Annotated in this window: 5 protein-coding genes; all 5 read left to right on the forward strand. The window is 43.9% G+C overall.

Features of this window, described 5'->3' with window-relative positions:
* The first annotated feature begins 303 nt into the window (after window positions 1–303).
* The 5 genes from BDD26_RS20675 to BDD26_RS15025 all read left to right on the forward strand — a co-directional run bounded on the left by BDD26_RS20675 (window position 304) and on the right by BDD26_RS15025 (window position 16,581).
* On the forward strand, window positions 304–1,299 hold the full coding sequence (locus BDD26_RS20675; RefSeq protein ID WP_342353469.1) for a SpvB/TcaC N-terminal domain-containing protein: 996 nt from the start codon (window positions 304–306) through the stop codon (window positions 1,297–1,299).
* Entirely contained in the window at window positions 1,253–4,720 is a 3,468-nt protein-coding gene (locus BDD26_RS15010) for a toxin TcdB middle/C-terminal domain-containing protein (RefSeq protein ID WP_342353470.1), read from the forward strand. The genes BDD26_RS20675 and BDD26_RS15010 overlap by 47 nt, the downstream gene beginning before the upstream one ends.
* 51 nt (window positions 4,721–4,771) lie before the next feature.
* A complete protein-coding gene (locus BDD26_RS15015) occupies window positions 4,772–7,927 on the forward strand; it encodes an RHS repeat-associated core domain-containing protein (RefSeq protein WP_115826984.1) in 3,156 nt (1,051 codons plus the stop codon).
* A gap of 300 nt (window positions 7,928–8,227) precedes the next feature.
* Window positions 8,228–15,415, forward strand: coding sequence for an amino acid adenylation domain-containing protein (locus BDD26_RS15020; protein ID WP_170140415.1), 7,188 nt, complete (start codon window positions 8,228–8,230; stop codon window positions 15,413–15,415).
* Window positions 15,412–16,581, forward strand: coding sequence for an FAD-dependent monooxygenase (locus BDD26_RS15025; protein WP_115826986.1), 1,170 nt, complete (start codon window positions 15,412–15,414; stop codon window positions 16,579–16,581). Before BDD26_RS15020 ends, BDD26_RS15025 begins: the two co-directional genes overlap by 4 nt.
* The last annotated feature ends 224 nt before the right edge of the window (window positions 16,582–16,805 follow it).

Below are 16,805 nucleotides of genomic sequence, written 5' to 3' on the forward strand. Positions count from 1 at the left end.
TCTATAATGCCCAGCATTAAATAATGAATATGACATGATAAAAATAAAACCTTGACAAAATTCCATAGTGAATTTTAACTCACCAATCAGAAAAACAGGTCTAATTAAGTGATTAAAGTAAAGGTTTAGTAAAATCACCCATTTTATTCTGCTATTTAAAATAATACTTTGTTTAACTTTTTTAATATCAGATCAGGCAAGGGATTTGTTCAAAAATAGAGTAATCATTCGCAACACCATCCGTTCCTGATAATTGACTACAGAAATACAGACTCTTTCAAGAGCCTGTTGAGGGAGAGTTATATGCAGAGTTCAAAAGATCTGAAACTGGAGATGCCATCGTTACCGAAAGGAGGAGGGGCACTCTACGGAATGGGGGAATCGTTGGGGGCAATTGGGCCGGATGGACTGGCGTCTTTCTCACTGCCATTACCCGTGTCTGGAGGTCGGGGAGTTGCTCCGGCATTGGCATTAAGTTACAGCAGTGCAGCGGGCAATGGGGCATTTGGTATGGGATGGCAGTGTGGAACAGGTTTAATCAGCCTGCGGACATCTCATGGTGTGCCTCAATATAGAGGAGAGGATACGTTTCTCGGTCCTTCCGGCGAAGTGTTGTCTGTTGTTCCCGACGCAAAAGGGCAGCCAGATCGACGTACTGCCACTTCATTACTGGGAACTGCGTTGAAGCAACCGCATATCGTCACCCGTTATCAGCCACGTATTGTCAATGATTTCAGCAAGCTGGAGTATTGGCAGCCGCAGCAAAGCGGTCAGGATAAGCCTTTTTGGGTCATGTTTGCGACAGATGGGCAGGTACATCTGTTAGGAAAACACAACCACGCTCAGATTTCTGATCCGAAAGATGCAACAAAAATTGCCTGTTGGTTATTGGAAGAGACGGTAACGCCAACGGGGGAACATATTTATTATCATTATCGTGCAGAAGATGATGCAGGCGGCAATGCCGATGAACTTCGTCAGCACCCCGGTATGTATGCTCAGCGTTATCTGGTGAAAGTCTGTTACGGCAATATTCTCCCGGAAGCGGCATTTATCGCGCTGAAATCCGGTATTCCGGCGGATGATGCCTGGTTGTTTCATCTGGTGTTTGATTATGGCGAGCGTTCCTCCTCCCTTTATACGGTGCCGGAATATCATACTTCCGGCGAGTGGTTGTGCCGGCCGGACTGTTTTTCCCGCTATCAGTTTGGTTTTGAAGTGCGCACACGCCGTTTGTGTCGGCAGGTTTCTGATGTTTCACCGTTTGCAGATGCTGGCAGGGGAAAACGTCACGAATGAAATTCCGGCACTGGTATCCCGTCTGATCCTGGATTATGACCTGAACAACAATGTTTCTCTGCTACTGAGTGCGCGTCGTCTGGCACATGAAGCAGATGGTACACCGGTTACTCTGGCTCCGCTGGAAGTCGATTATCAGCGCTTTGAAAATGATTTCAACCTGAACTGGCAGAAGATGCCTGAGTTGGAAAATTTTAATGCGTTCCAGCCTTATCAATTAGTCGATTTATATGGTGAGGGAATTCCCGGTGTGCTTTATCAGGATATTCCCGGCACCTGGTGGTATCGCGCACCAGTGAGAGATATGGCAGCAGATGAAGCCGATGTTGTCACCTATGATACGGCAAAACCGTTGCCCCATATTCCGGTTCAGCAGGACAGTGCCATGCTGATCGATTTCAATGGTGACGGACGGCTGGATTGGTTGATCACAGCCGCCGGGCTCAGAGGTTACCACGCTATGACGCCGGAGAGAGAATGGACGCCATTTATCCCTTTGTCTTCTATTCCGGTGGAATATTTTCATCCACAAGCTCAACTGACTGATATCACTGGCACAGGATTACCCGATATCGCACTTATTGGCCCCAAGAGTGTTCGGTTCTGGGCTGACAGCCAAACAGGATGGGATAAAGCTCAAGATGTCGAACACAGAGGAATTATTCCCTTACCGATACCCGGAAGAGATGAGCGCAAGTTAGTTGCATTCAGTGATATGACGGGATCTGGGCAGCAACATCTCGTAGAAGTTTCTGCCGAAGGTGTTCGCTGTTGGCCAAATCTGGGATGGGGACGTTTTGGTGAACCGTTGACCCTGCCGGGTTTCCAAATCATCGGGGAAACCTTTAACCCCAATCGGTTGTATATGGCGGATATAGACGGTTCCGGCACCACTGATCTGATTTATGTCCGTGATACTTATATGGAGCTCTATATCAATGAAAGCGGCAATCAATTCGCAGCGCCGTTGAAAATTGATCTGCCATCTGGAGTGCATTTTGATGACACCTGTCAACTCCAGATGGCAGACACGAGAGGGCTTGGGGTTACCAGCATTATTCTGACTGTGCCACACCTCTCCGTACAGCACTGGCGTCTGGAAATAACAACACAGAAACCCTGGCTGTTGAATGCGATAAACAACAATATGGGGAGTGATACTGTATTAACTTATCGCAGTTCTGCTCAATTCTGGCTGGATGAAAAACAGCAGGCGGCCGAGGAAGGGCGTACGATAGCCAGTTACCTGCCATTCCCGGTCCATCTCTTGTGGCGTACAGAAGTATTAGATGAGATTACAAGAAACCGACTATCAAGCCGTTGTGATTATGCTCATGGGGCATGGGACGGGCGGGAGCGGGAATACCGTGGTTTTGGGCGAGTCACGCAAACGGATACCGATGAACAGGCAGGGGCTACTCATGGAACAGTCGCTGAAACACCAGCCCCCTCCCGCACTATTAGCTGGTTTGCAACGGGAATACCAGAGCTGGATTGTCTGTTACCACACGAATACTGGCAAGGAGATAAACAGGCTTTTACGCATTTTACTCCTCGTTTTACCCGCTATGATGCTACAACCAACCGTGAAATCACAATCACTCCCGGTCAAGAGGAAATGTACTGGTTAAACCGGGCAATGAAAGGGATGCCATTACGCAGTGAAGTGTACGGAGTTGACGGTACAGAGCTGGCAGGAATACCGTATGCTGTCAGTGAGTCACGCCCTCAAATCCGGATAATTGCGGGAGTATCAGTAAATGAACCTTCAGCCTGGCCATCCATTCTGGAGTCACGGAGTTACCAATATGAGCGTATTACCGTTGATCCACAGTGCAGCCAACAGATTATTTTGAAAAGTGATGTGTTGGGATTTCCGACAGATACTTTGAGCATTGCTTATCCCCGACGGCATAAACCTACAGCATCGCCATACCCGGATACCTTGCCAGAAACCTTGTTTGACAGCAGTTATGACGATCAACAAATGTTGTTACGTCTGACTCGTCAGCGCTACGAATATCACCATTTACTTGACGAAACATCATGGATACCGGGATTGCCAGCGATCTCACGCAGTGATGCGAAGGAACTATCTCAGGATATCGTGCCTGACAGAGGATTATCGCTGGAATGGTTCGATGCTACTGATAATGCCGGAGTACTGCCTGGAACGGAAAATGATTATTTGGGGCATTCTGTGGTGAATTATACAGGTGCCGGAGGAAAACCGGATTTTCCGCCCCTTGTTGCCTACACAGAAGTTGCTGAATTTAATAAGACTTCGTTAAAAGCTTTTGCTGGAATAATGAGCTCGGATGAACTTAAGAAAGAGCTTGAAGGTGCGGGTTGGCAGTCTGTTCCGGCACCTTTACAAGATAATAATGTATTCAACGTTTGGGTTGGGCGCCATAGCTACACCGATTTTGCGGGGGCAGAAGGATTTTATCGACCACTGGCGCAACGTCAGACCTTAATGACTGGCAGAAACCTTATTGGTTGGGATACGCATTTCTGTGCTGTAATTCAGGAAAAAAGCCCCACAGGCTCGGTTGCATCTGCTCAATATGATTACCGTTTTAACGTTGTCAATATGGTAACTGACGCAAATGACAATATTTCTACTACCACTTATGATGCGCTTGGAAGAGTGACAAGCGTAAGATTTTGGGGACTGGAAGAAGGGTTGATGCAGGGGTACACCCAACCAGAAAATGAAGTTACACCTTTTATTGTGCCTTCTCTTGTCGATAAAGCTCTTGAACTGAAACCGGGGATCCCTGTGGCCGGGCTTGCAGTGTACGATCCACTGAGCTGGATGCTGCGGGCAACAACGGAATTTACTGACTCTAAAGACTTACTCACCGAAGATAATTACATTGGTCGGCTCGCTCTTAAACGTTATCTGCTACGAAACCCCACCGTAAGTTTAAAAACAGATCCTCATCTCCCGCCTCATATGCTGAGTATTTCGACGGACAGATATGACCGCGATCCAGAACAACAATTGCATCAAAGTATCTCTTTCAGTGATGGCTTCGGAAGAACGTTACAAACCGCAGTCAGGCATGAGGCAGGGGACGCGTGGCTGTTAAATGATGATGGGACGATTATTTCTGATGAAACTGGAGCCCCTATAAATGAACAAACTGATTTCAGATGGGCGGTATCCGGCAGGACAGAATATGACGGAAAAGGTCAGCCTCTGCGTACATACCTGCCTTACTTTCTCAATGACTGGCACTACGTAAAAGATGATAGTGCACGCCGCGATTTATTCGCTGACACAAACTGTTATGACCCGTTAGGGCGTGTCTGGCAAGTAGTGACTGCGGCAGGTTATTTGCGACGGACGTTAATGACTCCCTGGTTTGTTGTCAGTGAGGATGAAAACGACACAGCAGCGGAAGTAAATCAATAACAAATGTTCTAGCCACCGACATATCGGGAAACATTTTTCAGGAGTCATCGAATGGCACAGACACTATATTCAAAAACCCCGTCCGTTGTAGTTATGGATAACCGTGGTTTAAACGTCAGAACGGTTCAGTATTACCGCCATCCGGATACTGTGGATTTTACTGATGAACGCATTTCTTTTAGTCAATATACGCTGGCTGGCTTTCCGGAGCGGATTTTTTCACCACGTCAATATGATTTGTGGAAAAGAGATAACAGCATAAAACCAGACAGGGCCAGTATCCAAAGTTTGAGCGGTATGGCTCTCCAAACAGAAGGTACCGATGATGGCGTTGCGGCGGCATTAAATGATATTGCAGGACGGCCAGTTATCAGTGTTGATGCAATGGGAGTGAAACGGCGATATTTATATGAGGAAAACCATCTGGCAGGGCGCTTGCTGAGTATTACTGAACAAGCACCAGATCAAGAATTCAGTGTTGTTGAACGTTTTGTTTGGTCGGGAAATGGTGAACAAGAAAAGGCATATAACCTGGTTGGAACCTGTGTATCGCGCTACGATACGGCAGGCCGTGAAGAATGTCAGAGCGTATCTTTATTAGGAAGTCCCCTAAGAATAACCCGTCAGCTATTGCCAGATGATATAGAAGCTGATTGGCAGGGAAATACACCTAATGATTGGAATACCTTATTTTCCGGGAATGTTTCCGGGAATAGTTTTACTACGTGTATGACGGCGGATGTCACTGGCGCGCTACTGATACAAACTGATGCTATGGGTAATCAGCTGCGTTACGAATATGACCGGGCAGGCCAGTTAAAAAGTCATTGGTTAACCCCTGCACAGGGAAAAGAAAAAAATATCATTGCATCTCTGACCTATTCTGCCGCAGGGCAGACACTAACCCAAAAAGATGGTAATGGGATCTTGACAACAAATCTGTATGAACAAAAAACCCAGAGGTTGTCTGAGAGCCGGGTTGAACGGCCATCCGATCATCCATCCGGGGCCACAATTTTGCAGAATTTTCATTATAAATATGATCCGGTAGGAAATGTTGTCAGTGTTTACGATCATGCACAGGCTGTGCGGTACTGGCGTAACCAGAAAATTTCCCCCGAAAATCAATATACCTATGACTCGTTTTACCAACTGGTTAGTGCCACTGGCCGGGAAATGTCAACTCTTTCTGGCTCAATCAGTTCTCTTCCATCACCACTGATTCCGGTATCCAATGGTGATGACGTGCATACCAATTACATTCGTCGCTACACTTATGATCGTGGAAACAATCTTACACAAATCCAACATAATGCGCCGGGTAGTCGCAATAACCATGCAACATCTCTGACAGTTTCTTCTCGCAACAATCGTGCGGTACTGAGCGCGTTTACCACTGATCCGGAGCAAGTAGATACTTGGTTTGATGCTGGTGGACATCAAACTTCATTATTGCCGGGTCAGAAGCTTACGTATAACCAACGCGGAGAATTATCTCAAGTAACTCCGGTTAGTCGCGACACTGAGATGGATGAAGAATGGTATCGCTATAATGAAGACAGTCAGCGGCTGGTTAAAGTCAGTCAATATCTGAATGGCAATACTCAACGTAAAGCGCGAACAGTCTATCTTCCCGGACTGGAATTAAGAACGATGTTCAGGGGAAATACACTCAATGAAGAGCTACATATTATAACCGCGGGCCACGTCAGGCTACTTCACTGGGTGTCAGGTCAGCCAGCCGAAATTGAAGGTGACCAGTTACGTTATTCCTACAGTAACTTTACCGGCAGTAGTGCGATGGAAGTTGATGAAGCCGGGAAAGTTATCAGCCAAGAGGAATATTATCCTTATGGTGGAACGTCAATCTGGACTGTTCGAAATCAGACTGAAGCAGCTTATAAGTTTCACAGATATTCAGGAAAAGAAAGAGATGCAACCGGGCTCTATTATTACGGCCTGCGATATTATCAGCCATGGGCGGGACGTTGGCTTAGTGCAGATCCCGGTGGCATTATTGATGGATTAAATATGTTCAGTATGGTGCATAATAACCCCGTCAACGGCGTTGATAGTGATGGAGGAGCATCATTGATGAGCAACGTCATTACGTTGATCGGTGGAATATTCAACAATGGATTTTCTTTGCCAAGCTTCTCCAGACCGTCGTTTTCCTGGCCATCATTTTCTCTACCTTCGTTCTCCAGACCATCGTTCTCGTTTGATTTTGATTTTTCTTTTGATTTCAGCCCAGTAGGTGTAGTTAAGAAAATTGCAGGGCCTGCCATAAAGTTCGTATATAAAAAAGCATATAAAAAGTTGCTTAATTATGCGCTTAGTAAAGCAAAAACAGAGCAGCAGAAGAGAAATATTATTCGTGGATTCAGGGGCGTAAGTGTTGGTGTCGGTGTCGCGGTTGCCATTGCGGGGGTTGTGTCAAGCGCAGGGCTGGCGATACCTGTTGCTGTTGGTGTGGTTGCCGCAGGCGGGGCTATTGCCGGAGCTGTTGGTGTTTTTGCTGGCCCTATTTCACGCTCTTTATCTAAGGCTTACGCCAAATTATTCCGCGGGCGCACAGCCGCGCATTTGTCTACTGCGACAGGTAATTTTATGGCTGGTGGAAGTGCTGGCAGCGCGGCGGTTGCTCATGGTGTGACAAGCGTGAATGATCCTGTTTTAAAACGGCAGGGACGGACGGGTGAATACAGAAGCTTAGCTGGTGCTGAGGTAGGCATTGCATCCGGCACAGTTTCCGCTGTTTTAAATGACGATCTGGTTAAATCAGGTATTGCCGCAAGTGCGGCTGCAATGGGTTCTCAGGTGTCTGAGTCTCAGAAAACACTGGAAGGGGTTGGAGACGTAGCTGCGACAGCAGCGATAGAAGGTGCATCAGCAGGGCGCAAATTAGCTAAAGCGTTTGGTCTTCGCAGCCTGACTGCGCGTGCAGTTGAAACTGTAGCTGAAGTTGCAACTAATGTAGATATTTCGCCTGCGTCTTTAATCGAAAATTCCAGTACCGCCATTTATGCCCATGGAAAAACCTTCCTGCATGTGAGAACAGAAGACACTAATAACTTTGAAGCATTTCGAAATATAGAGGAAACCCTACCTGCTGATGGTGATGCAGGATGGTTAAGTGGAGCTCTGGAAAATGTATGGGGATGGTTTAGCTGGTCCAGAAATCAGAATCAGGAAAGTTTTGCCTGAAACTGTGTAGGGCGATGAATTGGCCTAGTTGATCAGTGAATAGTATTTTTATTGAGTGGAGAATAGATATTATTAAAATCCAGAGCTGTTAATGACAGCTCTGGATGGAGATAAAGCAGTAACTGGGCTACAACAGATATCAGCACTTCAGGAAAAGTACTTCTGCACGATGCACAATCTATCAACCGAGTTTTATTAAACCATTAAGAGAAAATATAATGCAATATAAACTAATAGGCATTGTGTCGAGGAGAGTGTAATTAATAAAATATAGCTTTCTAAAATATGATGTCAGTAGCTATGAACACATTACCAGTTGTACCTCTTACTCCGTATCAAAAAGAAATTTACTATGAATCTCAACGTAATCCAGAAAGTCGTCAATTCACAATATCCATCGCAAAAATATTAAAAGAAGATATTAACCTTGAAAAACTTTTTTATTCAGTTAATAACGTTCTTAGCCATGATGTGACATGCCGGTTGCGCATTATTGAACAAGAGGGTGTGTTAAGTCAGCAGATACAAAATATTACCGATAACCAAGCAGAGATAATTGATGCAGAAGGTGAGGATGTTGCTGTCCTCTTTAAAAAATGGTCAGAACGCGTTTTTAATCTGGATGATAAATCACTCCTTGAGATCGCCCTGTTACGAAACCTGAAAAATGGCGGCATAGCTATTTTTTTTCGTGCCCATCATATTGTTTGTGATGGTTGGGGAATAAACCACTTAGCAAAAAAAATTGCTGATTATTATCAGAATAATGAAATTAATCCAAGAGGTTTTTCTCACAACTCTGAGAAATATATCTCAGCAATCATTGAACAAGAAACAATTCTGTCAAAACCAGAAATAGGACAGCAAATAACAGAATTGGTTATGCTTACACAACGCCACGAACCCGTTTTTTTTAATCGGAGAAAGAAAACTCATTTATCTCGTTTCATACAGCATCGATATATACTGGCTAAGGCGGATGTTGAGAAATTTATTTCTCAAGGAATGAATCCCTACCAAGTCATTATGTCTGCGGTTACTATTTTATTATCACGAATACACAATAACACCGGGCTAACAATAGGTATCCCGTTGCTCAACCGCCGTATTAATCAACTTAATATTGCAGGTCAATGGGCTAATACACTGCCATTGGCTATTGAGGTCAACGCAGAGGATACCCTTATTGAGTTGGCGGCTCGTATTAAAACAGAAATCAAAAAACTAAAAACGTTTGAGCATATTCCTCTTGGGCGTTTGCTTAAGTCTATGGGGACGACAAAGCGTCAAGGGTTTGATGTCACTGTATCTTATAACCATTCATCTGTAACAGCGACTTCCCGTGATACCTATAAAAACGAAGATATCTATGCGGCGGCAACAGCTCATGAAAATGACGCTCTTGCGATCCACATACATACCTACGGGGATAATAGTGAGGTCGCTGTTGATATCACCGGCGCGACAGATATTTTCGATGACGATTATCCATTCGAAACATTTACAGCTTCTTTAGAGCGTATTACCCAACAATTGATTGCATCACCCACACAAACTGTTTCACAACTAAATCTCTCTTCGGCAGAAGAAATGGCTCAATTGGCGCTTTTTGAGCAAGGGCCTATCGCAGAATTCTCGCAGCAAGAGACTTTATCAACGTTATTTGATAATCAGGTTTCATTACACGGGGAAACCGTCGCTATCACAAATTCTGGCGGGCAGCCTGCACTTACTTATACTCAGTTCCAGATCCGTATCGACAATATGGTGACGGTTTTACTGAAAGAGGGGGTGAGGAAAGGAGACATCGTTGCCATCTTAATGGATCGCAGCACGGATATGTTGACCGCTATCTTTGCGGTATTAAAAGCAGGTGCTGCCTATTTACCCGTAGATCCCAATTATCCGCAGGAGCGGATTGATTATATGTTGAAGGACAGTGGTGCCACGGTCATCATCTCCGACAAAATGAGTCAGTCTTTAATTGATCCATCTTATATCATCATTGATGGAGGTAACATTTCAGCGCAAGAGAATATAAAGCAGCTCAACTTATCTAAAGCGGATTCTCTGGCATATATGATTTATACATCAGGTTCCACCGGTCAGCCGAAAGGCGTGATGATTAATCATTATTCAGTGGTAAACCGGATTGAATGGATGCAGGAACGTTATCCACTGGATAATACAGATGTGATACTACAAAAAACACCGATTTCATTCGACGTATCCGTTTGGGAGTTATTCTGGTGGTCGATTTCTGGGGCATCTGTTCACTTATTACCACCGGGTGCCCACAAAGATCCTTTAGAGATCATAAAAGCGATCAGTACACATAATGTGACGACATTGCACTTTGTCCCCTCTATGCTCCAGCCTTTCTTAGATATTTTGGAAGCCAAACCTGAGTTAGTGGAGAAATTAACCAGTCTGCGCCGTGTATTTACCAGCGGTGAAGCGTTACCTTCTGCACGGGTTAATCAGTTCCGTAAGATTTTTTCCTCTTTTGGATTAAATGCACCCGTGTTGATCAACCTCTATGGCCCAACAGAGGCAACCATTGATGTATCGTATTTCGAGTTTATTCCTGAAAATAATGAAGTGATCAAGCGAGTACCTATTGGTTTTCCAATCAACAACATTTCACTGAGAATTATGTCTCAGCATGGTACTCGGCAATCAATAGGTCTCGCTGGTGAGTTGCAGATTAGTGGTGTTGGATTAGCTCGTGGTTATCACAGTAAACCAGAATTAACTGACGAAAAATTCATTTTGGATGGAGGTGAGCGCTGGTATCGTACAGGGGATTTAGCAAGATGGTTATCTGACGGTAGCATCGAATATTTGGGAAGAATTGATAATCAGGTAAAAATCAGAGGTAATCGTATTGAATTGGGAGAGGTACAAAACACGCTTGAGCATATTCAGGGAATTAGTCAGGCGGAAGTTTTACCACAAAAAAACAATAATGGTGATGCTTACCTTTGCGCATACTATGTAATAACTAATCATGATGTAGCAAATAACCCGAATTTTACTTCTGAAAAACTGCGTAAAACCTTACTGGAATTTTTACCTGATTTCATGGTTCCTCTGAAATTTTTCCGGGTTCCTTACATTCCTCTTACACCAAACGGTAAAGTCGATCGTGGAGCGCTTGGCGCATTGGCGGAAACAGAAGTTTCGGGTAACTATGATGATGTTCAGACAGAAACAGAATATCAACTAGCAGAGATCTGGAAACGAGTATTAAAGATTGAAAATCTCAGTGTGCAGGATAATTTTTATACATTAGGCGGTGACTCAATCTTAATGTTGAAAGTGCGTTCTGATGCTGAAAAGGTGGGAATAAATGTCACTCTTTCTGAATTATCACAGTATTTGACGATAGCTGAGTTAAGCCAACAAATTGACTCCGATCGTAAAATTAAAAGAACCGCTGAATTATCTCCTTTCGCACTGATCAAAGAAAAAGAGCGTGCAGCACTTTCTCAATATGAGGATGCATTCCCTGTCACCCAACTCCAACTTGGCCTGATATATCATAGCCAGCAGAGTAAAAGCCTTGCCACTTATAAAGATGTTTTCCGCTATACCCTGAAAGGAAAGTGGGAACCTGAAATCTTTCGTAAAAGTGCAGCAGCGACCATCCAACGTCATCCTGCTCTTCGTTCATACTTTAACCTGGCCGATTTCAGCGAACCTTTGCAAATCATCAATCACAGCATCAATCCTGATGATGCTATAGATATTCAGGATCTCAGCTTATTGACATTGGCTGAGTCTGAACAACTTATCAAAGAATGCATGGAGAAAAGCAGTCGCCAAGACTACCAATTTGATCGTGCGCCATTATATCACATCAGCTTATTCAAGACCGCAGACACTATAGAGATGGTGTTCAGTTTCCATCATGCCCTTCTGGATGGTGGCAGTGTGGCAAATTTAATACGTGAACTCTTTTTTCGTTACTTGAATGAGGGCATATATTTTTCTGAAACTGATGTAATTCCATCACCGGCTTTGTATGTACAAGATGAACTCCATGCATTACAAGATCAGGAACATCGGGTGTTTTGGAAAAACATGTTTAATCAACTTCCCCGAACCCAATTTTCCAGCTACCGATTGTATGAAAGTTTGCCAGTAAATCGGATTTTCTCAAAAAAGGCAATTATTCCAAAAGAAATTGAAAAAAAGCTGGATATCTTAGTACAGCATGAACATGTTTCAATTAAATCGGTATTCTTTGCTGCACATTGTTTAACTGTGGCTAAGGTTACTGCTCAGGATGAAATTGCGACTGGGTTAGTCACTCATGGAAGACCGGATGCACAGAATTCAGAGCAAACACTGGGCTTGTTTCTTAATACACTCCCTGTGCGTTTCTCTGTATCAAACAAAACATGGAAAGAGTGTATCCACTCAGTATTTAGCGCTGAACAGCGTCATGCTCCATACCGTAAATACCCGCTGAATGCTATCCAGCAAGTCGCAGGTGAAGGTGCGAAAATAAGTTCCGCGTTTAATTACATTCGGTTCCACATATTAACGGAAATATTTGGTGGTCCTGATTTATCCCTTATCGGGTTTGATCCGTGGGAAGAAACTAATTTTGAAATACTGTTCAATGTTATGACTGACTTCATCACAGGCCAACATTATTTACGATGTGATTTTGACGGCAATGTTTTCTCACAAGTGCAGGCTGACACTTATATGGACACTTATATGACCATATTGAACAGAATGGTCAGTCATGGTGATCAGCCGGCAACCCTGAGCCAGCCAATTACGCAAAGAAGCAAAATACCATCCTCAAAATTCATATCAACGTTGGACATGATTGCGAAGAATGTACGGGAGCAACCTGATGCAATAGCGATTCGTTATCATGACATGCAATGGAGTTATGAAAAACTCTGGTCAGAGTCCGGTAAAATTGCTTCTGAACTGATTTCTAAAGGAGTTGTTCAAAATATACCGATTGCTATTATTCTTGAACGTTCTCCGACACTTGTTGCATCACTGATTGGTGTAATGAGAGCAGGCGGAGTCTGCTTACCATTGGATCTGAGTTATCCAGCTCAGCGTATTGAAGCAATGGTGGAACAGGCTCAGCCGACACTGGCTATTGTTGATGATAAATCCGCTACATTACTCAATATAGTGACAGTCCCGGCCATGAGGGTAGATAAGTTGATAAACGGTAATACACATGTACCGGATAGAGAAATAGCCCCTGAGCAGCTGGCTTATTTACTGTTTACCTCCGGTTCAACGGGTAAACCCAAAGGCGTGGCAATGCCACATCGCAGTCTGTCAAATTTGATTGGCTGGCAGAATGAAACACATACGGGTAAGAATATTCGTTCTACCTTACAGTATGCACCGTTGAGTTTTGATGTTTCATTTCAGGAAATCTTCTCTGCACTGACTTCTGGTGGCGAGTTACACCTTATTAGTGAAGATGAACGGCGTGATCCTTTGCAGTTACTGCATATTATCAATAACTACCGGACAGAAAGAATTTACCTGCCTTACATTGCACTGCAACAATTGGCTGAAACAGCAGTCGCACTGGACACTTACCCAAAAAACCTGAAAGTGGTTATTTCATCCGGTGAACAACTTCGGGTTACAGAAGATATTCGTCTGTTTGTTGGTCAAATAAATAACGGTATTCTTGAGAACCAATATGGCCCAACGGAAACGCATGTCATCACTGCATTTACGATGGCGGGCGATCCAAAATCCTTCCCTGCGCTTCCCCCTATTGGTAAAAGTATCACCAATTCAGATGTCGTACTCCTTAACAGTCAATTAGAAGAAGTCGCTTTGGGTGAGCAAGGTGAAATTTACGCACGTGGTTTACCGGTCGCGCCAGGTTATTACCGTCAGCCAGAACTAACCGCAGAACGCTTTATTATGCTCAAAGACGGTGATGAGCCACTGTATCGTACCGGTGATCTGGGTGTGAAGCTTAAAGACGGCAATATTCTCTGTTTAGGCCGTAAGGATACTCAGGTTAAAGTTCGTGGTTACCGTATTGAGCTGGCGGAAATAGAATTAGCGGTATCGGGTACACCTGATGCTGATAAAGTACTGAAAGACGTTGCTGTTGTCGTTCAACAGCACGGTGAAAATGATAGTTTTCTGGTCGCATTCCTGATTGGAGAAAAAAACGAAGCATTTGCAGGACGTGTACAACAACATTTGTCTGAAATGCTTCCCAGGCACATGCTCCCCTCCCAAATAGAATGGTTAGAATCATTGCCTAAGACGCCTGGTGGGAAACGTGATGATGCGGCATTGCGTAACATGCGGATCATACATAGGAATAATGATGTAGAAGATATTGCTCCGCGAGACAACTATGAGCAAGTATTGTGTGATCTGGCGGCAGACTTATTGAAAATACCCAGTTTATCTATCCATCAAAACTTGTTTGATAACGGTGGTACATCATTGACAGCCATGAGAATGGTCGTTTTGGTAGATAAACATTTCGGTGTCAGCATTCCTTTGTCCCTTTTTATCAGTAACCCAACTGTCGCACAGTTAGCTGTATATATCAGAGAAAAAGGAGGCTATCCAAAATTCAGCCCTCTTGTTCCCATGCGTACTGAGGGTCATAAACGGCCACTGTTTTTTGTCCACCCAATGGGGGGCAATGTATTGTCCTACTTACGGTTAGTGAAGTATTTACCCAAGGATCAACCTTTCTATGCGTTGCAGGCTTACGGCGTGGACGCAGGATCTAAGCCATTGACCAGTATACAAGAACAAGCGGCAAATTATCTGGAAGCCATACGTCAAATCCAGCCACATGGCCCATATTCAATCGGAGGTTGGTCTTATGGCGGATTTGTTGCATTCGAGATGGCGCGCCAATTGAAAGAAAATGGAGAAGAAGTCGCAAATCTTTTCGTCTTAGATACAGTTGCTCTAAACATGGAGTCTCAGGAAAAAGTGAATGAGGAAGCACTGTTGCGATGGTTTTTCTGGGAATTATTATGGATTAATGAAGGAGCGACTCTCCCTGAGCAGATTGTACCGGAGCATATAACTTCTTTGCAGGAACGATTCGAATACATCACAGAGCATGCAATTGCCACAGGAGTTATTCCACAAGGCAGTTCTCGGGCCGTAGTACAAAGATTATTTGACGTGTATCAGACCAATTGGAAAGCGGCTACAGATTATGCTGCTTATAAGGCAGAGATCAATATGACGTTATTACATGCAACGCGTCCATTACCTGAAGTATTACGTTCTATGCATGATGCAGTAAGAAGTAAGTATCGCGATCCTAAAAATGGCTGGGAGAGTAAGACAACGGGCAGTATCAATGTCATTGATGTGTCGGGTGATCATTTGGAAATTATGGAAGAGCCTTATGTGGAAGAAGTTGCAAAAGCAATCCTTCGGGAAATGAAGGCGTCCTCCCCTATAAAACAAGCCTTATTGGTTTCGGAGGAAGTATGAATCGTCAGTTAAAAGTGATTGTCATTGGGGCAGGAATTGGTGGATTAACGGCTGCTATAGTGTTACGGCGAATTGGCTGTGTTGTTGAAGTTTATGAACAGGCGCCAACTTTACGTACAGCAGGTTCAGGTTTGTCTGTGATGTCTAATGCTGTTGCTGCTTTATCCTCTATTGGTATTAATCTGAAATTGGAGCGCTTTGGTGCTCCCATTAAGTGTTTTGAAATCAGGAATAACCGGGATCGTCTGATACGCAAATTACCAATACCTGAAATTTCGTCTTCTAATGGATTCGATAGTGTTTGTATATCACGTAAAGCATTGCAGGAAGCTCTGCTACAGCAACTTGATCAGAATATTATACATGTCGGCGCTAAAGTCACCGAAATTTCCGAGAGGGATGATGGTATTTCTGTCCGTTTTGCTGATGGCAGAGAAGCACATGGAGATTTACTCATTGGTGCTGATGGGATCTACTCTTTTGTTCGCGATTATATCCAGGGGAATAAGCCAGTTCGTCCAGCCGATTATATCTGTTGGCTGGCTATTACCCGTTATCAACATCCGCAGATAACACCTGGTTACGTTGGTCATTATTGGGGAGCAGGAAAACGAATAGGTTTGATTGATATAGATGGAGGTGAAGTATACTGGTGGGGAACTGCAAACATGCATACTGAGCAGGCCAGCAAATGGCAAGGAAATAATCAAGACATCCTGACATATTATGAGGGATGGCCGTCTATTGTTTCTGATATTATCTTACAAACTCCATCCGAAAATATCATTTCTGTCTCTGCACAAGACAGGCCTTTTTCACCCTTATGGGGAAAAGGCAGAATTACGCTTTTAGGAGATGCGGCTCATCCTATGTTGACAAGCCTTGGTCAAGGTGCGGGTATGGCTATCGAAGACGCTGCTGTTTTAGGGCATGTATTCAGGCAGCAGTCAGATCCAATTTCTGCTCTGCGTCAATATGAAAGAATTCGTATTCCAAGGGCTGAAATGTTAGTTAATACATCAAGAATGCTGAGTGAAACTGAGCAAGAGGATCGTATGTTTCATTGTTTGAAAAGAGATCTGTCCTTACGGTTTGTGCCAACGAAAAATCTCAAAAAAAGTCTCGAAAACTCATTAAATTTTCCTGTAGAAGATCTTAGAGCATAAACCTGTAGTGTAGCAGTACCAAGGCCGGAGCGGACATTCAGGTCGTTACGGCCATGATAGATTTCTTCCAGAGAGATAAAGCCATTTTCATTAATAATGCGTGGTTTCGTATAAAAAGTGCAATCACGGAACAGGTGTATTCAACATAGTTATTCATTTATAACTATTATGGTGACTGGAAAAATGCGCATCCTGGATTACTGGGTCCCACTTGGTTGTTAGTT

The organism is Xenorhabdus cabanillasii (assembly GCF_003386665.1).
GTDB lineage: Bacteria > Pseudomonadota > Gammaproteobacteria > Enterobacterales > Enterobacteriaceae > Xenorhabdus > Xenorhabdus cabanillasii.